The organism is Micromonospora sp. SD12 (assembly GCF_052068495.1).
Classification (GTDB): Bacteria; Actinomycetota; Actinomycetes; order Mycobacteriales; family Micromonosporaceae; genus Micromonospora; species Micromonospora echinofusca.
On sequence record NZ_JBQHDF010000019.1, the window covers coordinates 73619 to 93600 of the forward strand.

The 19982-nt window shown below is 74.4% G+C and carries 17 protein-coding genes; 8 read left to right on the forward strand and 9 right to left on the reverse strand.

Features of this window, described 5'->3' with window-relative positions; genetic code table 11:
- Window positions 1–37 precede the first annotated feature (37 nt).
- Together ACTMS2_RS25485 and lanKC are read right to left on the reverse strand one after the other, a co-directional pair.
- Window positions 38–157 (reverse strand): SapB/AmfS family lanthipeptide, encoded by a 120-nt coding sequence (locus ACTMS2_RS25485; protein ID WP_013734295.1) that lies wholly within the window; start codon window positions 155–157, stop codon window positions 38–40.
- Between the two features lie 6 nt (window positions 158–163).
- Window positions 164–2764 (reverse strand): class III lanthionine synthetase LanKC, encoded by a 2601-nt coding sequence (gene lanKC / locus ACTMS2_RS25490; RefSeq protein WP_441177663.1) that lies wholly within the window; start codon window positions 2762–2764, stop codon window positions 164–166.
- A gap of 244 nt (window positions 2765–3008) precedes the next feature.
- Here lanKC and ACTMS2_RS25495 point away from each other — a divergent pair, with 244 nt between their 5' ends.
- Window positions 3009–3944, forward strand: coding sequence for a diacylglycerol kinase (locus ACTMS2_RS25495; RefSeq protein WP_441177709.1), 936 nt, complete (start codon window positions 3009–3011; stop codon window positions 3942–3944).
- A gap of 119 nt (window positions 3945–4063) precedes the next feature.
- Here the strand turns inward: ACTMS2_RS25495 and ACTMS2_RS25500 are convergent, their stop codons facing one another.
- Window positions 4064–4774, reverse strand: a complete 711-nt coding sequence (locus ACTMS2_RS25500) for a TetR/AcrR family transcriptional regulator (RefSeq protein WP_441177664.1) — start codon at window positions 4772–4774, stop codon at window positions 4064–4066.
- Between the two features lie 60 nt (window positions 4775–4834).
- Window positions 4835–5608, reverse strand: a complete 774-nt coding sequence (locus ACTMS2_RS25505; RefSeq protein ID WP_441177665.1) for an HAD family hydrolase — start codon at window positions 5606–5608, stop codon at window positions 4835–4837.
- Between the two features lie 86 nt (window positions 5609–5694).
- Here ACTMS2_RS25505 and ACTMS2_RS25510 point away from each other — a divergent pair, with 86 nt between their 5' ends.
- Both ACTMS2_RS25510 and ACTMS2_RS25515 read left to right on the forward strand, forming a co-directional pair.
- A complete protein-coding gene (locus tag ACTMS2_RS25510; RefSeq protein ID WP_441177666.1) occupies window positions 5695–8508 on the forward strand; it encodes a DEAD/DEAH box helicase in 2814 nt (937 codons plus the stop codon).
- 163 nt (window positions 8509–8671) lie between these two features.
- Window positions 8672–9553 carry an MHYT domain-containing protein gene (locus ACTMS2_RS25515; RefSeq protein ID WP_441177667.1) on the forward strand — a complete coding sequence of 294 codons (882 nt, stop codon included), beginning with the start codon at window positions 8672–8674 and terminating at the stop codon, window positions 9551–9553.
- Between the two features lie 40 nt (window positions 9554–9593).
- On the opposite strand, the gene ACTMS2_RS25520 is transcribed toward ACTMS2_RS25515, so the two are convergent.
- Window positions 9594–10514: a 5'-3' exonuclease gene (locus ACTMS2_RS25520; RefSeq protein WP_363899728.1), complete on the reverse strand. Its 921-nt coding sequence runs from the start codon at window positions 10512–10514 to the stop codon at window positions 9594–9596.
- A gap of 52 nt (window positions 10515–10566) precedes the next feature.
- Complete coding sequence (locus ACTMS2_RS25525) at window positions 10567–10791, reverse strand: DUF3040 domain-containing protein (RefSeq protein WP_441177668.1); 225 nt, start codon at window positions 10789–10791, stop codon at window positions 10567–10569.
- Window positions 10792–10905: 114 nt separating this feature from the next.
- Here ACTMS2_RS25525 and ACTMS2_RS25530 point away from each other — a divergent pair, with 114 nt between their 5' ends.
- Window positions 10906–11994, forward strand: a complete 1089-nt coding sequence (locus ACTMS2_RS25530) for a DUF4037 domain-containing protein (protein WP_441177669.1) — start codon at window positions 10906–10908, stop codon at window positions 11992–11994.
- Window positions 11995–12082: 88 nt separating this feature from the next.
- Here ACTMS2_RS25530 and ACTMS2_RS25535 read toward each other — a convergent pair whose 3' ends face one another.
- Complete coding sequence (locus tag ACTMS2_RS25535; RefSeq protein WP_441177670.1) at window positions 12083–13462, reverse strand: glycosyl hydrolase family 18 protein; 1380 nt, start codon at window positions 13460–13462, stop codon at window positions 12083–12085.
- A gap of 221 nt (window positions 13463–13683) precedes the next feature.
- Here ACTMS2_RS25535 and ACTMS2_RS25540 point away from each other — a divergent pair, with 221 nt between their 5' ends.
- From ACTMS2_RS25540 to ACTMS2_RS25550, 3 genes are all read left to right on the forward strand, one after another.
- Window positions 13684–14799, forward strand: coding sequence for a M24 family metallopeptidase (locus ACTMS2_RS25540; protein ID WP_441177671.1), 1116 nt, complete (start codon window positions 13684–13686; stop codon window positions 14797–14799).
- Entirely contained in the window at window positions 14796–15938 is a 1143-nt protein-coding gene (locus tag ACTMS2_RS25545) for an acyl-CoA dehydrogenase family protein (RefSeq protein WP_441177672.1), read from the forward strand. The genes ACTMS2_RS25540 and ACTMS2_RS25545 overlap by 4 nt, the downstream gene beginning before the upstream one ends.
- Before the next feature lie 92 nt (window positions 15939–16030).
- Entirely contained in the window at window positions 16031–16537 is a 507-nt protein-coding gene (locus tag ACTMS2_RS25550; protein ID WP_363899745.1) for an Lrp/AsnC family transcriptional regulator, read from the forward strand.
- On the opposite strand, the gene ACTMS2_RS25555 is transcribed toward ACTMS2_RS25550, so the two are convergent.
- Together ACTMS2_RS25555 and ACTMS2_RS25560 are read right to left on the reverse strand one after the other, a co-directional pair.
- Entirely contained in the window at window positions 16467–17078 is a 612-nt protein-coding gene (locus tag ACTMS2_RS25555; RefSeq protein ID WP_357976524.1) for a histidine phosphatase family protein, read from the reverse strand. The genes ACTMS2_RS25550 and ACTMS2_RS25555 overlap by 71 nt on opposite strands.
- A gap of 289 nt (window positions 17079–17367) precedes the next feature.
- Window positions 17368–18774, reverse strand: a complete 1407-nt coding sequence (locus tag ACTMS2_RS25560; RefSeq protein ID WP_363899749.1) for a KamA family radical SAM protein — start codon at window positions 18772–18774, stop codon at window positions 17368–17370.
- A 156-nt stretch (window positions 18775–18930) separates the two neighbouring features.
- On the opposite strand from ACTMS2_RS25560, the gene ACTMS2_RS25565 reads away from it, so the two are divergent.
- Window positions 18931–19980 (forward strand): zinc-binding alcohol dehydrogenase, encoded by a 1050-nt coding sequence (locus ACTMS2_RS25565; protein ID WP_441177710.1) that lies wholly within the window; start codon window positions 18931–18933, stop codon window positions 19978–19980.
- The last annotated feature ends 2 nt before the right edge of the window (window positions 19981–19982 follow it).

Consider the following 19982-nt stretch of genomic DNA (forward strand, 5'->3'; position numbering starts at 1 on the left):
GGTCGTGCCCTGCATGTCGCCGGTGAAGGCGTTCGGTTCAGTTGCAGGTCGTGACGGACAGCGAGCTGTCGCCGCAGAGCAGCAGGCTCGCCCGGCTGCCGCCGCCGGTGCGGTCGGCGGGGGCCATCTCGAGGCCCTGGAGGTCCAGAAGCGCCATGTCGTGTCACCTCCTTCCGTGCTGGTCGGTCGGGTCGGTCGCCCTCGCCGAGGCGAGGGAGTCGGGGGCGCCCGCCAGGGGCGCGAGGAACGGCAGGCTCACCGGGTCGTCGGGCCGTGCGGCGGCCAGGGCCAGCAGCACGCCGGCGGTGCCGGTGCCGAGGTCCATGGACAGCCGCAGCAGCTGCTCGCCCGGGAACGCGGTGCCGTCGCCGTAGGGCAGGGCGTGCCAGGCCAGCCGGGCCACCTGGGCGTCGCGTTCGCGGCGGCGCTGCGGATCGTCGGGGTACGCCGCCAGGTAAACCACGATCCCGGCCCGCCCGGCGAAGAGGCCGGACTGCGCGTAGAACGGGGACCGGGCGGCGCGGCGTACGCCGGCGCTGGCCTCGGCGAAACGCTCGTCGGCGCGGTGACGCAGGTACTCGTCGAGCACCAGCCCGATGCCGACGCTGCCCTGCCCGAGGTAGGGCATGGTGCGCCAGCCCTCGTTGACCTCCAGCGCGCCGTCGGGGCGTACCACGCAGCGGCGCAGGTCCTGGCGCAGGGCCGTGGCGGCGTGGTCCAGCAGGGACTGCTCGCCGGTCAGCTCGTGCAGCCGCACCAGCAGCAGCGCCGGCCCGGTCCGGCCGCGCAGCAGCCCGGCGTACGGGTTGCGTCCACCGCTGATGTCCGGCCCCGGGTCGTCGGCGAGCTGGTCGACCACCCGCTCGGCGACCCGCCAGGCCGCGTCGCGCAGTGCCGTCTCGCCGGTGCGCCCGGCCAGCTCCGCCAGGTTGAGCGCGATGCCGGAGAGGCCGCCGGAGAGGCTGTGGTCCAGGCCGTCGAGCGGCTGGCGCAGGCAGATGTCGAGCACGTCGAGGGCGTCCTGCCGGCGGCCGAGCGCCTCCAGTGCGTACGCGACGCCGTGCAGGCCGTCGTAGAAGCCGCACCGGGTGCCCGAGGCGGGCGCGGTGGCGTGGCGGACCAGCCACCGCTCGTGTTCCGGCCATTGCCCGGCGCCGCTGACGTGCAGGGCGTACAGGACGCCGGCCGCGCCGTGGGCGAGGTTGAGCCCGCCGCTGCGGAACTGCTCGATGTCACCGGGGAAGAGCCGGTCGTCCCGCTGGGGTGTCGCGCTGGCGAGGATCGCCCGGGCGAGGCGGTCCCGGTGGGCCGGCCCGACGTCGACCGTCAGGTCGGGCGCCGCTCCGGCGTCCGACGCCTCGGCGCCGGTGATCTCCCGTACGGCGGCGTCGAGGAGGTCCCTCGGCACCGGGAAGTGCGCGGCGATCACGTCGGCGAGGTGCGCGGCCTTGTCCGGCCCGAGCCGGACGAGCTGGGTCAGTGGCAGGAACAGCGCCAGCCGCAGGCAGGCCAGGGCGTACCGGTCGACGGCGGGACCGGTGCGGTCCCGGGGTGCGGCGAAGCCCTGGTTGCGCAGGCCCGGCCGGCGGTGACCGTCGATCGGCGCGGTGACCTCGAAGTCGACCAGCGCGATCCGGTCGTCCGGGCGGACCATGACGTTGAACAGGTGCAGGTCGCCGTAGACCAGGCCGCGGTCGTGGATCGCCGTGACGACCTCCTCGACCTGCCGGTGCACGTCCAGCGCCCACCGGGTGTACTCGGCACGGTCGGCATCCGTGGCGTCGGCGTCGATCAGCGGGTACCGGTCGACCAGCACCTTGTTCAGCGCGCGGCCCTCGATGAACTCCAGCGCGAGGAACCGGTGCTCACCGAGGGTGAACTCGTCGTGCACCCGGGGCACCTGGGGCAGGTCCGCGAGGCGGCGCAGCGCGTCGGCCTCCCGGGCCAGGCGGGCGACGGCGTCGGTGCCGTCGGCGTCGAGGCCGGCGTGCGGCCGGGCCTCCTTCAGCACGACCTGGGTGTCGGTGCGCACGTCCCGCCCGACGTAGAGACCGCCGCCGTTGGAGAAGTGGATGACCTTCTCGATCCGGTACGGCACCTCGTCGGTGCTGGTGGCGTTGCGGGCGGCCAGGTGCGGGGCGAGGAAGTCGGGCAGGGTCACCCATGACGGCACGTGGAACACGGGGTCGCGGCGGTCGGGCACCAGCGTGCCCGTGTCGTCCTCGATCGCCGGGACCACCTGGCCGTCGGGGGAGTGGCAGTAGCGGGCGGCGAAGCCGCCGTAGCGCACGTGCACCGGGCCGGCGCCGTGGCGCAGGTCGCTGAGGATGTACGGGCCCGGTTCGTCGGCGAGCAGCTCGTCGAGCTCCTTGCACACCAGCTCCAGCTCCGCGTCGTCACGGGGGTAGACCGTGACGAACTTGCCGCTGGCCGCCCGGGAGGCGTACTTGGAGTTGCGCAGCAGCAGGGTGCGCGGGCCGCGGAGGAACTTGAAGGACAGGCCCCGCGGTACGCAGTAGTCCCAGATGGTGTCGAGCACCCGCTCGGCGTTGCCCAGCGTCGCCGACACGTGGATCTTCCAGCCCTGCTGGGGCAGCGTGCCGCCGTCGGGGGCGTAGATCAGCCAGTCGTCGAGCGGCTCGGAGCGCCAGCCGTCGGGTACGGGTCGCTGCGCCGCTGCGAACGTGGGCTGCTCGACCGCGCTGCCGAGGGAATCGTAGAAGAGCCGGTCGGCGGCGCAGTAGCTGTCGTAACGCTCGTCCACCGTGACGACTCCCTCCGCTGTTCGGTCGATGCCTTTGTCGTTCGGCCGATGTGCTCGGCCTGCCGACGGATATGAGTCTGTCCGTTCGGGCCATGGCGGTTCCAGTGCGTTCAGTCATGACGACGAATGCGTGCCGCACGGTCGGCCATGACAAAAGTCAGTTGCGTCCGGGCGTGAGGTGCCCCGCCGACGGGTGGCCGGGCGCACGGTGGGCGCTGCTCCCACCCCGGCCGGGGGCGGTACGGTGCTCGCCGTGACCGCAGACGATCACCCCTCCGTCGTCGGCGACGGGCCCGTCGCCGTGCTGGCCAACCCGACCGCGGGCCGGGGTCGGTACCGAGGGTTGCTGCCGCAGGTCCTGCACCGGCTCGCGGCCGCCGGCCGGCCCGTACGCCCCTTGCGCGCCGGCACCGCCGACGAGGCCGAGGCGGCCTGCCGCGCGGCCGTGCGCGACGGCGCGTCGGCCCTGGTCGTGGTCGGCGGCGACGGCACCGTGCACCGCGCGGTGCAGGCGGTCGCCGGCACCGCCGTCCCGTTCGGTCCGGTGCCCGCCGGCACCGGCAACGACTTCGCGGCCGACACCGGCTTCCCGGCCGACCCGCTCGCCGCCGTCGATGTCATCGCCGCGGCCCTGCGCGACGGCCGCACCCGCCCGGTGGACCTGGCCCGGATGACGGGGGCCGACGGCACGCAGCGCTGGTACGGGGCGGTGCTCGCCGCCGGCTTCGACGCGATCGTCAACGAGCGCGCCAACCGGATGCGCTGGCCGAGCGGTCCGCGCCGCTACGACCTGGCGATCCTGGTGGAGCTGGCCCGGCTGCGCCCGCGCCGCTTCACGCTGCGCCTCGACGGGGTGGCGCACGAGGTGGACGCCGTGCTGGTGGCGGTGGGCAACTGCGCCAGCTACGGCGGCGGCATGCGGATCTGCCCGGACGCGGACCCGACCGACGGCCTGCTCGACGTGGTGGTGGGCGGCCGGTTCGACCGGCGCACCCTGATGCGGGTCAAGCCGCGCATCTACCAGGGCACCCACGTGGCGCACCCGCTGGTGCGCAGCTACCGCGCCCGTACGGTCGAGTTGAGCGCCGAGGGCATCACCACGTACGCCGACGGCGAGCGCGCCCTGCCCTTCCCACTGACCGTCACGGCCACCCCCGCCGCCCTCCACCTCCTCCGCTGACCCCGTCGCCCCTCTCCCGGCGTCGTCCCCGTCCGACGATGTCGATCATGGAGTTGAGGCTCCACGTAAGCCGTCGTGCGGTGCAGACCGGCACCAGAAGTGCGTGATCGACGCGTGGGTCAGGGGGTGGATCTGGTCATGCGGTCCAGCCATTCGGCCAGCAGGGTGCGTTCGGCGGTGGTGAGGTCCGTGGTGAGCGTGTCCAGCGCGGCGCGCAGCGCCACCGCGTGCCGGAGCGGACGGTCGGCCCGGGAGGTCGCCCGGGCGGCGGCGGAGTCGCTGACCAGTGCGCCGAGCATCGCCTCCCGGGTGCGGGTCGACAGGGCCGGGTCGCGCTGCGGGGGCGGGGTCCGGATCAGGGTGAGGGTGGTCCCGCAGGCGGTGGCGTGCAGCATCTCGGTCGCCTCGTCGACGCCCGTGCGCAGCCGGCCCGCCTCGGCCACCCGCTGCACGAGCTGGCGCAGGATGTCGGCGGCGACCCGGGTCGCGGTCGGGGTTTCGCCGGGGCGCGGGTCGGCGTACATGAGGGCGTGGAACGCCGGGTTGGTCACCCCGAAGCCGACGTGCAGGTCCCAGCCCCGGCGCAGGTCGTCGACGGGGTCGCCGGCGAGGTCACCGGCCGCCTGGGCGTGCAGGTACGCGGCGAACCCGTAGCTGGCCGCCGCGTCCAGCAGCCCCCGCATGTCGCCGAACTGGCGGTAGATCGTGGGCGCCTGCACTCCCGCCGCCCGGCCGACCGCCCGGGTGGAGACCGCCTCGCGGCCTCCCTCGGCGAGCAGCGCTGCGGCGGCCCGGACGATCCGGTCCCGGGGCGACGTCTCGGTGATCATGACAGCGACGATAACGTCTTCGCGTTAGCGCCGTGTGTTAACGGTGCTGTCGACGTTTTGTTAGCTCTGCTCGCCGACCCCGGCCAGGTCCAGCACGGCACCCAGGCCGTTGGCCCGGCCCGCCTCGGCGGCCGGCAGCACCAGCGCCGCGCACCCGGCCGCCACGGCGCCCGCGTCGGCCGGGGTGTCGCCCACCATCAGCGTCCGCTCCGGGTCGACGCCGAGCATCCCGCAGGCGCGCAGGAAGATGCCCGGGTCCGGCTTGCAGCGCCCCACCTCGTACGACAGCACGAACGCGTCGACCAGCCCGGCCAGCCCCCACGCCTCGAAGTGCGGCCGGATGTCGAAGCCGATGTTGCTGACCACCGCGACCCGTACGCCCCCGGCGCGCAGCGCGGCCAGGGTCGGGGCGGTGTCCGGGTAGGGCACCCAGCCCTCGGGCACCAGCACCCGCTCGTAGAGCGCCTCGGCGAAGCCCTCGATGCCCGCGTCCACGGTCTCGGCGAGCCCCGTGTAGGCGCCCCGGTGGGCGTGCGGGTAGAGGTCCCGGTCGGCCCAGAGCTCCGTCAGCCGGGGCGGCACCCGGGTCGGCAGCGGCCCGCCCGCCCGGCCGGCGGTCAGCAACCGGTCGGCCAGCGCGGTGGCCCGCATCCGCTCCAGCGTCACCCCGCAGGCGGCCGCGGCGGCGAGGACCCACTCCCGGGGCTCCTCCACCTGGGCCAGGGTGCCGTGGAAGTCGAGCAGGACCGCCTCCACCGGCCGGCGGGACGGATCCGGACGGGCGGCGTCGTCGGCGCCGCGCGGGGCGTGGGGCGGTTCGGCATGATCCGGCACGTCGTGCACCCTACCGACCGCCCCCGACCCGGCTGCCGGTTGGCCTTGTCCGGTGACTGTCGGCGGCACGCATTAATCTTGGAGACATGTCGAGCCCCGCCGAGCGGTACGCCGCGGCGCGCCGCCGGGCCGCGCAGGCCTCACAGTTCCCGGCACTCAACGAGTTCGCCCTCGACCTGGGGTTCGATCTCGACGACTTCCAGCGGGAGGCCTGCCAGGCGCTGGAGCGGGGCAGCGGCGTGCTGGTGTGCGCCCCGACCGGTGCCGGCAAGACCGTGGTCGGCGAGTTCGCCGTACACCTGGCGCTGCGCGGCACCCCGGCGCCCGCCGACGGCGACGCGACGGCGACCGGTGCCGAGGCGTCCCCGCCCCGCCGGCGCAAGTGCTTCTACACCACCCCGATCAAGGCCCTGTCGAACCAGAAGTACCACGACCTGGTCGACCGCTACGGCGCCGCGCAGGTCGGGCTGCTCACGGGCGACAACGCCATCAACGGCGACGCCCCGGTGGTGGTGATGACCACCGAGGTGCTGCGCAACATGCTCTACGCCGGCTCGGCCACCCTCGACGGCCTGGCGTACGTGGTGATGGACGAGGTGCACTACCTCGCCGACCGCTTCCGCGGCGGGGTGTGGGAAGAGGTGATCATCCACCTGCCCGCCTCGGTCACGCTGGTCTCCCTGTCGGCCACCGTGTCCAACGCCGAGGAGTTCGCCGACTGGCTGGTCACCGTGCGCGGCGAGACGGCCGTGGTGGTCAGCGAGCACCGCCCGGTGCCGCTGTGGCAGCACATGCTGGTCGGCAAGCGGATGTTCGACCTGTTCCACGACGCCGACGCCGCCCGCAAGCACGACGTGCACCCCGAGTTGCTGCGCTACACCCGCGACACCATGCGCCGACTGGAGCTCGGCGAGGGCCGCAGCGCCGGCCCCGGCGCCGGGCGGCGCGGGCCCCGCTGGCGCGGCCCCATGCGCCCCGACATCGTCGACCGGCTCGACCGCGAGGGGCTGCTGCCGGCCATCCTGTTCATCTTCAGCCGCGCCGGCTGCGCCGCCGCCGTGCAGCAGTGCCTCGCCGCCGGCCTGCGGCTGACCTCTCCCGACGAGCGGGCGGAGATCCGCCGCGTCGTCGAGTCGCGGGTCACCGCCATTCCCGGCGAGGACCTGACCGTCCTCGGCTACTGGGAGTGGCTCGACGGGCTGGAGCGCGGGCTGGCCGCCCACCACGCCGGCATGCTGCCGGTGTTCAAGGAGGTCGTGGAGGAGCTTTTCGTCCGGGGCCTGGTCAAGGCGGTCTTCGCCACCGAGACGCTCGCCCTCGGCATCAACATGCCGGCCCGCTGCGTCGTGCTGGAGCGCCTGGTGAAGTACAACGGCGAGGCGCACGTCGACCTGACGCCGGGGGAATATACGCAGCTCACCGGCCGTGCCGGCCGGCGGGGCATCGACGTCGAGGGGCACGCCGTCGTCGTCTGGTCCCCGGAGACCGACCCCCGGCACGTGGCCGGGCTCGCCTCCACCCGCACGTACCCGCTGCGGTCCAGCTTCCGGCCGTCGTACAACATGGCGGTCAACCTGGTCGGCACCGTCGGCGCCGAGCCGGCCCGCGCGCTGCTGGAGTCCTCGTTCGCCCAGTTCCAGGCGGACCGCTCCGTGGTCGGCCTGGCCCGCCAGGTGCAGCGCAACACCGAGACCATCGAGGCGTACGGCGCGGAGGCGGCCTGCCACCACGGCGACTTCGACGAGTACTTCGCGCTGCGGGTGGCGATCGGCGACCGGGAGCGGGCCATCGCCCGGCAGGGGCAGAGCCAGCGCAAGGCCGCCGCGGTGGCCTCGCTGGAGCGGCTGCGGGTCGGCGACGTGATCCGCGTGCCGTCGGGTCGGCGGGCCGGCCTGGCCGTCGTGCTCGACCCGGCGACCGGCGGCTTCGGTGAGCCCCGGCCACTGGTGCTCACCCAGGACCGTTGGGCGGGCCGGGTCAGCCCCGGCGACTTCACGACCCCCGCCGAGGTGCTGGCGCGCATCCGGGTGCCGAAGCACTTCAACCACCGGTCCCCGGCGGCCCGGCGGGACCTGGCCGCCGAGGTCAGCGGCACGGGTCTGGACCGCCACGGCGGCCGGCGGGGTGGCCGCTCCCGGCAGGCGGTCGGCGAGGACCACCGGCTAAGCCAGCTGCGCACCGAGCTGCGCCGGCACCCCTGCCACGCCTGCCCCGACCGCGAGGAGCACGCCCGCTGGGCGGAGCGGCGCCGCCGCCTGGAGAAGGACACCGAGGAGCTGCGGCAGCGGGTGGCCGGTCGGACGGGGTCGCTGGCCCGCACGTTCGACCGGATCGTGGCCCTGCTCACCGCCCGGGGCTACCTGACTCCCGACGGGACGGTGACCGACGCCGGCCGGATGCTCGGCCGGATCTGGACCGAGGCCGACCTGCTGGTCGCCGAGTGCCTGCGACGCGGGGTGTGGGACGGGCTCTCCCCGGCCGAACTGGCGGCGGCGGTCTCGGTGGTGGTCTTCGAGGCCCGCCGCGACGTCGACGAGCGGGCGTCGCTGCCGCGCGGCCCGGTGGCCGAAGCGGTCGACGAGACCCTCAAGCTGTGGAGCGAGATCGAGGCCGACGAGGCGGCCCGCGGCCTCACCGGCACCCGGGAGCCCGACCTCGGCTTCGCCTGGCCGGTCTACCGCTGGGCCCGCGGCGAAGCGCTCGCGAAGGTCCTCGGCAGCGGCCACGAGATCGACGGTGAGATGCCGGCCGGCGACTTCGTCCGGTGGGCGCGGCAGGTGGTCGACCTGCTCGGCCAGCTCGCCGACTCGGGCGGCGCCTCGACGGAACTCAGGTCGACCGCCCGGCAGGCGATCGGCGCCGTGAACCGGGGCGTGCTGGCCTACCACGCCACCGCCTGATCGTCACCGTCGGTCACCGACGACCGAAATCGCCGCATCGCACAGTCATCGCGACGGCACCCCCCGAGTTGTGCGGGGGGTGCCGTCTTGCCTGGTGGGAGCATCCCCGATCATTGCTGCGGCGCGCGGTTACGCGCCGGTAATCGATCCGAGGAAGGCCGCGATGGCGGAGATAAATCACTTTGAGTACGGGTGGATCACCCCCGCTCTCAGCTACGCGCTCTCGGTGCTGGGCTCGGCCCTGGGGCTGATCTGCGCGAGCCGGATCCGCACCGCGGGCAGCGCCGGCCAACGCGCCTGGTGGGGCACCCTGGCGGCCTGGGCCATCGGCGGTACGGCCATCTGGACCATGCACTTCATGGCGATGCTCGGCTTCGCCGTGGAAGGCACCCGGATCCGGTACGACGTGCCGATCACCGTGGCCAGCGCCCTGATCGCGGTGGTCGCGGTCGGCATCGGTCTGGCCATCGTCGGCACCGGGCGGTTCTCCGCCGTACGGCTGCTGGCCGGGGGTCTCTTCACCGGCGCGGGGGTGGCCGCGATGCACTACACCGGCATGGCCGCCATGCGGCTCAACGGCCGGATCGACTACGACACGACGCGCGTCGTGCTCTCCGTCGTGATCGCGGTGGTGGCGGCCACCGTGGCGCTCTGGCTGGCGATGACCGTCCGGCGGGGGCTGGCGATCGTCGGCTCGGCGCTGCTGATGGGCGTCGCGGTCAACGGCATGCACTTCACCGGGATGAGCGCCATGTCGGTGCACCCGCACACCCGGCAGGGCGAGGTGACCGGCGCCGGCGTCAGCACCCTGCTCGTGCCGATCGTCCTCGCGGTGGTGTTCGGCGTGGTGGGGCTGGTCTACGCGTTGCTGGCCGCCCCCACCGCCGAGGACCGGGCCGCCGCCGCGTACGTCGGCAGCCTGCGGGAGAGGGAGCCGGCCGAGGCCACGGCGGCGGCACCGGACCCGGTGGGGCTGCGGGCCCGCTCCACGCTCGGTAGCCCCGGCACCCCGTTCCCGTCGCGCCGGAACGACCCGCCGAGCTGAGCGCCGGCCGTCGACCGGGCTCGCGCTGCGTCGGGGCGGGCTAGGCCCGCTGCGCGAGGGCGTCGACGAGGCGGCGCGCCGAGCCGGCCAGGTTCCACTCGCCCGCCAGCTCCAGCAGCCGGTCGGGGTCGGCCGGGGCGGTCGGCAGCGCGGTGGGCAGCTCGGGCAGCGGCACGTCGAGGGCGACCCGGACCACCTTCGGCGCGACGGCCAGGTAGTCCCGCGCGGCGGCGAGCTTGGTGCGCAGCCCGGGGGCGAAGCCGGAGCCCGGGTCGTCCAGGGCGGCCAGGATGCCCGCCACGTCGCCGTAGCGCTCGACCAGCCGGGCGGCCGTCTTCTCGCCCACGCCCGCCACTCCTGGCAGCCCGTCGCTGGGGTCGCCCCGCAGGGCGGCGAAGTCGGCGTACCGGTTCGCCGGCACCCCGTAGCGGGCGCGCACCGCGGCGTCGTCGCAGTCGTCCAGCTTGGCCACGCCCCGCCCGACGTAGAGCAACCGCACGGGGCGGGCGTCGTCGACGAGCTGGAACAGGTCCCGGTCCCCGGAGACCACCTCGACCGGCGCCGGCTGCGTCACCGACAGGGTGCCGAGCACGTCGTCGGCCTCGTAGCCGGCCGCGCCGACGTGGGTGATCCCGACGGCGTCGAGCACCTCCAGGATCAGCGGGACCTGCGGGCTGAGCGTGTCGGGCACCACCTCGCCGCCCTCGGGGGCCACCCGGTGCGCCTTGTAGGACGGCAGCAGCGCCACCCGCCAGTCGGGCCGCCAGTCGTGGTCCATCGCGCAGACCATCCGGTCGGGTCGGCGGGTGCGGATCAGGCTCGCCAGCATGTCGAGGAAGCCGCGCACCGCGTTGACGGGGCTGCCGTCGGCGGCGCGGGCCGCCGACTCGGGGATGCCGAAGTAGGCCCGGAAGTAGAGACTGGGCGCGTCGATGAGCAGGATCGGGGGTCGGTGTGCCACGCCCGACAGCCTGGCACACCCCACCGACGATCAGGGGGCACGGCGCGGCGGATCAGGGACGGTCGTCGCGGTACAGCGTCTCGCGGCGGGCCACGTACTGAAGCCCGTAGCTGACCAGCAGCAGCACGATCGCGGCCGCCACCTCGAGCCAGGCCGCCGTGCCGTCGGCGACGGTCAGGCCGACGACCAGCAGCACCAGGCCCGCCACCGCGAGGACGCCCGCCCAGAGCAGCCGACGGCGTCGGGTCGCGGCGCGCTCGCGTTCCGTCGCTGCCACGGCGGTCGCTCCTTCCCGTCGGCGACCCGTCCGCGCCCAGCCTATCGGCGGGTACGGCCGGCGGCGGCGGAACCGGGCTGCGGGAGCGCCGCCCCCGGGCGCAGACTTGCCGGTGTGACGTTCGTTGCCGGCCTGACGCTGGGCCGCCGGTTCCACGACGAGGTGCTGGCGCCGATCCTGCGTCGCCGCCTTCCCGACCTGCCGTACGCGGCCGGTCTGCTCGACGGCGGCTCGGAACTGCTCGGCCTGGACACCCCGCGCTCCACCGACCACGACTGGGGCCCGCGGGGGCAGCTCTTCGTCGCCGCGCCGGACGCGGGGCGCATCCCGGCCCTGCGCGCGGCGCTGGACGCGGACCTGCCGGCGGAGTTCCTCGGCTGGCCGACCCGGTTCACCGGGCACGGCAGGCTGGGGGTGGCCGACCGGGCGGGCAGCCGCCACGGCGTCACGGTGCACGAGCTGGGCGGTTGGTGGCACGACCGGCTGGGCTTCGACCCGGCCGGCGGCGTCGGCACGGCCGACTGGCTGGCCACCCCGACGCAGCGGCTGGCCGAGGTGACCGGCGGCGCGATCTTCCACGACGGCCTCGACGGCGCGCTGACCGCAGCCCGGGCGGCGCTGGCGTGGTATCCGGACGACGTGTGGCGGTACGTGCTCGCCGCCGCGTGGACCCGCGTCGCGCAGGCCGAGCACCTGCCCGGCCGCTGCGCGGAGAGCGGCGACGAGTTGGGCAGCCGGGTGGTCGCCGCCGGGCTGGCCCGGGACCTGATGCGGCTCGGCCTGCTGCTGCACCGCCGCTGGCCCCCGTACGACAAGTGGCTCGGCACGGTGTTCGCCCGGCTGCCGGACGCGGCGCCCGTCGTCGCGGCCCTGGCCGACGCGCTCGGCCAGGCCGACTGGCGGGGGCGGGAGGACGGGCTGGTCCGGGCGCTGGCGGCGGTCGCCGCCTGGACCGACGGCACCGGCCTGGCGGCGCCGGTGCGTGCCCGGCCCCGGCCGTTTCACGCCCGGCCGTTCCTGGTCCTGGACGCGGGTCGCCTCGCCGCCGCGCTGCGCGCCGCCATCACCGACCCGGCCCTGCGCGCGTGTGCCCCGCTCGGCGCGGTCGACCAGTACGTCGACAGCGTGGACGTGCTGACCCACGCGCACCGGGTCCGCCGGCTCGCCGCCGCGCTGCCGCCGGTGCTGGACGGCGCCGACTGACGCGGGCCGGCCGACGGCGGCGGGACCGCACCGTCGACGGGCGGCGGGCCCCGTCCCGCCGGGGCGGCGACGGGGCCGCGTGCGCCGCTCAGGCGGGCAGCCGCCAGACCTGGTTGGCGCCGCCGAAGCAGTCCCAGATCTGCAACCGGGTGCCGTCGGCGGAGCTGTTGCCGGTGGCGTCGAGGCACTTGCCGGCCTGCGGGTTGCGTAGGGTGCCGTTGGACTGGGCCTGCCAGACCTGGGCGCCGGTGCCGTTGCATTCCCACAGCTGCACCTTGGCGCCGTTGGCGGTGGAGCCGCTGGCCACGTCGGCGCACTTGCCGAGGGCGCGCAGCGTGCCGTCGGTGCCCACCGTCCAGCTCTGGGCGTTCGTGCCGTTGCAGGCGTAGAGCTGCACGGCGGTGCCGTTGGCGGTGTTCGCGGCGGCCACGTCGACGCACTTGCCGCCGATCCCGGTGATCGGGCCGGTCCGCCCGACCGGCGGCGGGGTCGTGCCCCCGGTGGCCGTGTCGTAGATGGCGCTGACCAGGGAGGTCGCCCCGGTGGTGTCCTGGCTGAGTTCCCAGTTCATCATGCCGCCGGCGTTGGCCATGGCCCACTGGGTCTTGCGCTTGACGGTGGGGACGCCGTTGTAGCACTGCTGGGTCCCGCCGACCGTGGTGCAGTCGCGGTTGGCGTTGGCCGGGTCCATGGCGACCAGCGACGCGTAGGTGTGGTAGCCGGGTCGGCTGTAGAACGGCACGCCGAGCACCGCCTTGCGGGCGGGCAGGCCCCGGGACTTCCAGTAGTTGACGGCGTTGATCGACCAGTCGTAGTTGGCGTGTGGGCTGCCGCCGTCGTACGCCATGATGTTGAGCCAGTCCACGTGGCCGAACACGGCGGGCTGCACGCCCTCGGCGTACCAGCCCTCGGAGACGACGGCGGCGGTGAGCAGCTTGCCCCGGCTGTGCAGGGCGCCGGCCAGCTGCTGCATCAGCGCCGTGTAGTTGGTGGCCGAGGCGCCCGGGTCCGGGTACTCCCAGTCCATGTCGACGCCGTCGAGGCCGTACTGGTTGACGAAGGCGACCACGTTGTTGACGAACGTCGTGCGGCTGCCGGCGTTCGCGGCGAGCGCCTCGAAGGCGGAGTCGTCGCCGTTGTTCCAGCCGCCGATCGCGATCGACACCTTGACGTTGCTGGCGTGGCCGCGGGAGACCAGCTGGGAGAGCTTGGCGGGGTTCTCCACCGGGCGCAGCGTGCCGTCGCCGTTGGGCAGCACGAACGCGTAGTTGACGTGGCTGAGCTTGCCGTACTGCACGGCGTTGACGTCGCCGGTCCAGGACGGCAGGTAGCCCACGCTGCGGAAGCCGTCGGGCAGCGCGGCGGCCTGCGCGGGGGCGGGGTTCAGGGTGAGGGTGGCGGCGGCGGTGGCCAGGGTGAGCAGGCCGGCGGCGAGGGCCGACCTGAGGCGGGGCAGCGATGAGGGCATCGGGGGCCTTCCCGTGGGCGGGTTGCGGCGGCCGTGCCGCCCGCGTCGGCGACCGGCGCCGGGAAGCGGGGGTACGGGTGGGACGGGCGGACATCCTCGAGGCAGCCAAATCCTAAGGAGTGTTAACTGTGGCGTCAACGACGACGCTCGATGGATCGGAGAGCGCTCCCCTGGAGCCGGGCGGGCTGGGGCGGCGCCCGAACGACCGTTAAGCTGACCGGGTGGCATCCGACGAGTTGTATCCGCCCCGACGGCTGGCCGACGCCCAGCGCGCCACCGCCGCCGCCGGCCTGGACGCGCTGCTGCTCACCCCCGGCTCCGACCTGCGCTACCTGACCGGCTACGACGCCCACGAGGGGGAGCGGCTCACCTGCCTGGTGCTGCCCGCGCAGGGGGAGCCGACCCTGATCGTGCCCACCCTGGAGCGGCCGGCCGCCGAGGCGTCCCCGGCGCCGGCCACCGGCGTACGCATCGTCGACCACGCCGACGGCAGCGACCCGTACCCGCTGCTCGTCGCCGCCCTCGGCGGACCGGTGGCGGCGGTCGGGCTGGCCGACCGGATGTGGGCCGAGCAGGTCCTGGCCCTGCGCGCGGCGCTGCCCGGCGCCGTCCAACGACTGGCCTCCGAGGTGCTGCGCGAGATGCGCGTGCGCAAGTCCCCGGCCGAGGTCGCGGCGCTGGCCGAGGCGGGCGCGGCGATCGACGCCGTGCACCGGCGGATGGGGGAGTGGCTGCGGCCGGGACGCACCGAGGCGGAGGTGGGCGCCGACATCGCCGCGGCGATCCGGGCCGCCGGCCACGTGAGCGTGGACTTCGTGATCGTCGCCGCCGGCCCGAACGGCGCCAGCCCGCACCACGGCACCTCCGAGCGCCCGATCGGCGCTGGCGAACCTGTCGTCGTGGACATCGGCGGGACGATGCCCTCGGGCTACCGCTCCGACTGCACCCGCACCTACGTCGCGGGCGCCCCTGCGCCGGCCGAGTTCGTCGACTACTACGCGGTGCTGCACGCCGCCCAGCGCGCCGCGGTGGCCGCGGTGCGCCCCGGGGTGACCGCCGAGGACGTCGACGCGGCGGCCCGCGAGCCGATCGCCGCCGCGGGGTTCGGCGCGGCCTTCCTGCACCGGACCGGCCACGGCATCGGCCTGGACGGCCACGAGGAGCCCTACGTGGTGGCCGGCAACGCCCGCCCGCTGGAGGCGGGGATGGCGTTCTCCGTCGAACCGGGCATCTACCTGGCGGGCCGCCACGGCGCCCGTATCGAGGACATCGTCGTCTGCGCCCCGGACGGCGTGCAACGGCTCAACACCACCCCCACGGAGCTCATCGCGCTATGACTGTCGACCGGATCCTCCCCACCGACGAGGCCCACGACCTGCTCGACCTCGCCACCGAACTCGCCGACCGGGAGCTGGCGCCACGGGCCGCCGGGTTCGAGGAGCGCGCCGAGTTCCCCCGCGAGGTGCTGCGTACCCTCGGGCGGGCCGGCCTGCTCGGCCTGCCGTACGCCGAGGAGCACGGCGGCGCCGCCCAGCCCTACGAGGTCTATCTCCAGGTGCTGGAGATCCTGGCCAGCCGCTGGCTCGCGGTCGCCGAGGCGGTCAGCGTGCACACGCTGTCCTGCTACCCCCTGGCGCAGTTCGGCACCGACGCGCAGCGCAAGCTGCTGCCCGACATGATCGGCGGGGAGTTGCTCGGGGCGTACTGCCTGTCCGAGCCGCAGGGCGGCTCGGACGCCGCCGCGCTGACCACGAGGGCGGTACGCGACGGCGACGCCTACCTGGTCGACGGCACCAAGGCGTGGATCACCCACGCCCAGGTGGCGGACTTCTACAACATCTTCTGCCGCACCGGCGGGCCCGGTCCAAAGGGCATCTCCTGCCTGCTGGCCGACCGCGACACGCCGGGCATCGCGCCGCAGGCGGCCGAGCGCACGATGGGGCTGCGCGCCTCCCCGGTGGCGCAGATCGCCTTCGACTCGGCCCGGGTGCCGGCCGAGCGGCTGATCGGCGGGGAGGGGGCGGGCTTCACCATCGCGATGTCCGCGCTCGACTCGGGGCGCCTCGGCATCGCCGCCTGCGCGGTGGGGCTGGCCCAGGCGGCGCTGGACTACGCGGTCGGCTATGCCCGGGAGCGCCAGCAGTTCGGCAAGGCGATCATCGACTTCCAGGGGCTGGGGTTCACCCTCGCCGACCTGGCGACCCAGATCTCCGCGGCCCGGGCGTTGACGCTGGCGGCGGCCCGGCTGCGTGACGCCGGGCGGCCGTACTCGATCGAGGCGGCGAAGGCGAAGCTCTTCGCCACCGACGTGGCGATGCGGGTGACCACGGACGCGGTGCAGGTGCTGGGCGGGGCCGGCTACGTGGCCGACCACCCGGTGGAGCGCTACATGCGTGAGGCGAAGGTGCTCCAGATCGTGGAGGGCACCAACCAGATCCAGCGGCTGGTCATCTCCCGGGCGCTGGCGAAGGGCTGACGGGCGTCGTCCCGCCGGCCGGCGCGTGTGCCGCGTCGCGCCGGCGGGCCGCGTCGTCGCCGTGGCGCGGTTTTCCCGGTAGGTTGCACGCCGTGGAGGAGATCGACCGCGCCATCATCGCCGCGCTGACCGCTGACGGTCGGCTGTCGTACACCGATCTGGCGGAGCGGGTGGGCCTGTCGGTCTCCGCCGTGCACCAGCGGGTGCGCCGCCTGGAGCAGCGCGGCGTCATCAAGGGGTACGCCGCCCGGGTCTCCTTCGAGGCCCTCGACCTGCCGCTGACCGCGTTCGTGGCGATCCGGCCGTTCGACCCGTCGCAGCCCGACGACGCGCCGGAGCGGCTGGCCCACCTGCCCGAGATCGACTCGTGCTACTCGGTGGCGGGGGAGGACTTCTACCTCCTGCTGGTGCGGGTGGCCAGCCCGGCGGACCTGGAGCGGCTGCTCCAGGAGATCCGGACGGCGGCGAACGTCACCACCCGTACGACGGTGGTGCTGTCGACGCCGTACGAGAACCGGCCGCCGAAGATCAGTGCCGAGCCCCACGTTCGGGTGCGTTCCCGGGCGTCGGGGGAACCGGCTGGTTCCACCGCAGGATGACCCGTCGGCCGTGCTCGTGGCCGAGCACGCTGACGGTGGCGGTGTCCAGCCGCAGCAGCCCGCCGGCTGAGGGCGGCAGGCCGACCCAGCGGGCGCCGAGCACGCGCAGGCTGTGGGCGTGCCCGACGAGGGCGACGGTGCCCCGGTCGAGCAGCGGGTGGACCCGGGCGAGCACCCGGTCGAGGCGTTCGCCGACCTGGTTGGGGGACTCCCCGCCGGGGCAGCCGTCGGTCCAGATGGACCAGTTCGGGTGGTCGTCGCTGATGTCGGCGGTGGTGCGCCCCTCGTACTCGCCGTAGTTCCATTCGGCGAGGTCGTCGAGGGTGCCGGTGACGGTGAGGCCGGCCAGCCGCGCCGTGTGCAGCGCCCGGGCGCGGGGACTGGTGAGGACCGCGGCGAAGCGCCGGCCGGCGAGGAACCGGCCGAGGGTGCGGGCCTGCCGCTCGCCGTCGGGGGTGAGCGGGAGGTCGGTGTACGAGGTGTGCCGGCGGCTGGCGCTCCAGGTGGTCTCGCCGTGCCGGATCAGCAGAAGCTCTCCCATCTCCCCAGTCAACCAGACGACGCGCTCCACCCCTCCACCTAGTGTCCTAGGATGCGCTAGCGGGTGTGCGGGCCGTCGCACAAGCCGCAGGCGACGACCTGAGAGGGCGGTGCCTCAGCCGGGACCGGTGAAAGCAACCTGGAGCGGCCAGAGGGCCGAACGCGGAGTGCCTGCGGTCCGCACCTCGCCGGGGGAGTGGTGGAGGCCGCGACGCGGCCTGTCGGGGCCGGAAACGCGTCACCCCCGGGGCCGGTGGTCGGCTCCGGGGGTGACGGTGTCGCGGGCGGGGTCAGTCGTTGCGGTGCTCGGCCCACCACTGCTGCCCGGTCTCGGGCAGGGTGTCGATCGGGTCGTAGTAGGCGTGGCGCTTGTTGAGCGCCTCGGCGTCGGCGGACTCGATGGAGGTGCGGTAGTTCTTCGTCCAGTACGAGATGCCGCGGTCGCGGTCGTACTCGGTGAGCATGTGCACCCAGCGCTTGCCGACGAAGGGGACGTCGCAGACGATGCGCGGGGTGGCGTAGCCGGGCAGGTAGCCCATGATGTCGTGCTGGAGCTGCTGGGCGTGCCAGACCGGCACCCGCCAGTGCTCGGCGTTGGGGATCATGTCGCACATGTAGAAGTAGTACGGCAGGATTCCCGCCTCGCCCTGGAGGGCGAAGCAGAGGTCGAGCAGGTCGGGGGCGGTGGCGTTGACGCCGCGCATGAGCACGCCCTGGTTGCGTACGTCGCGTACGCCCACGTCGAGGGCGGTCTGGGCGGCCCTGGCGACCAGCGGGGTGAGCGACTGGGCGTGGTTGACGTGGGTGTGGATGGCGAGGTTGACGCCGCGGCGGGCGGCGGTGCGGGCGACGCGTTCGAGGCCCTCGACGACGTCGGGCTGGAGCCAGTGCTGGGGCAGGCCCATGAGGGCCTTGGTGGCGAGGCGGATGTCGCGGATGGTCTCGATCTCGAGCAGCCGCATCAGGTAGGACTCGAGGTTCTTCCACGGCACGTTGGCGACGTCGCCGCCGGAGACGACGACGTCACGGACGCCGGGGTGGGCCTTGAGGTAGCCGATGTGGGCGTCGTAGCGGTCGACGGGCTTGAGGGTGAGCTTGAGCTTGTCGACGGCGGGGGTGGAGTTGCCCACGAGGTCCATGCGGGTGCAGTGCCCGCAGTACTGGGGGCAGGTGGAGAGCAGTTCGGCGAGGACCTTGGTGGGGTAGCGGTGGGTGAGGCCCTCGGCGACCCACATGTCGTGTTCGTGCAGGGAGTCGCGGCTGGCGTACGGGTGGGAGGGCCAGTCGGTGCGCCGGTCGGAGGCGACGGGGATCATGTAGCGCCGGATGGGGTCGGCGAGGAACGCCTCCGTGGTCATCGGCGCGAACGGCACCATCGTGTTGATCATCTGTGGCGGCACCAGCATGGACATGGTGGCCAGGGCCTTCTGGTCGGCCTCGAGGTCGGCGTAGAAGGACTCGTCGACCGCGTCGCCGAGGACGGTGCGCAGCTGCTTGATGTTCTTGACGCAGTTGACGCGCTGCCACTGTGCGTTCTCCCACTGCTCGCGGGTGATGTGGCGCCAGCCGGGGAAGCGGGTCCAGTCGGGCTCGACGAGGGGCGCACGACGGTATTCGTAGGGCTGTCCGGCGGTGGGTACCGCGACCGGCGCGGGGTGGGGCGGGGGCAGGGTCTCCACCGGTTGGGTCTGGGTCACGGCCCCTCCTCGATGTGGTGCGGGTTGATCAGCGATCCCGAAGGCTACTGGAAAATATTCGGTGAAGAAATTAGTCTGCCGTAAGTTTTCCCGCTACGCGAGCCCTGGCCGGGGCTTCGAGCGGCGTGACAGGGGGAGGTCGGCGTGACGTCACCGGTGGGTCTGCACCGCGTTGTCGAACCGGCGGGGGTGCTGCCGCAGGCCGCGTGGCGGCTGGACGCGAGTCCGGAGATCGCGCCGAACGAGGTGCGTATCCGGGTGGAGCGGTTGAACCTGGACGCTGCGAGCTTCCGGCAGTTGTGGGAGAAGCACGGCGGGGACGGCGACGCGGTGCGCGCCGAGGTGCTCCAGATCGTGTCCGCGCGGGGCAAGATGCAGAACCCGGTGACGGGGTCGGGCGGGATGCTGATCGGCACGGTGGAGGAGGCGGGGCGGCGCTCCCCGCTGGGGCTGCGGGCGGGGCAGCGGGTGGCGACCCTGGTGTCGCTGACGTTGACGCCGCTGACGATCCTCGACGGGTTGGCCCGTTGGGACGGGCGCAGCGAGCAGGTGCCGTGCGACGGGTACGCGATCCTGTTCGCCCGGTCGATCGCGGCGGTGCTGCCGGCGGATCTCGATGCGCAGCTGTCCCTCGCGGTGCTGGACGTGTGTGGGGCGCCGGCGCTGACGGCGCGGGTGGTGTCGCGGTACGTGGCGGAGCGGGAGCGGGCGGGGGACGCGGCGCCGGTGCGGGTGGCGGTGATCGGTGGCGCGGGCAAGAGCGGGTCGCTGTCGCTGGCGGCGGCGCGGCGGGCGGGTGCCGCCCGTACGGTCGGGGTGGTGCCGGTGGTGGCGGAGCGGGACGCGCTGGCGGCGGTGGGGTTGGCGGACGCGGTGGCGTTGGCCGACGCCCGGGATCCGGTGGCGTTGTCGACGGCGGTGACGACGGCGTTGGGGGCGCCGGCGGACGTGACGGTGGTGTGCGTGGACGTGCCGGGCTGTGAGCACGGTGCGGTGCTGGCGACGGCGGACGGCGGCACGGTGGTGTTCTTCTCGATGGCGACGAGTTTCGCGGCGGCGGCGTTGGGGGCGGAGGGCCTGGCGGCGGACGTGACGATGCTGGTCGGCAACGGTTACGTGCCGGGGCACGCGGAGTTCGCGCTCGGTCTGCTGCGGTCGGAGTCGGGGGTGCGGGCGTTGTTCGAGGCGCGACTCGCGGCAGACTGATG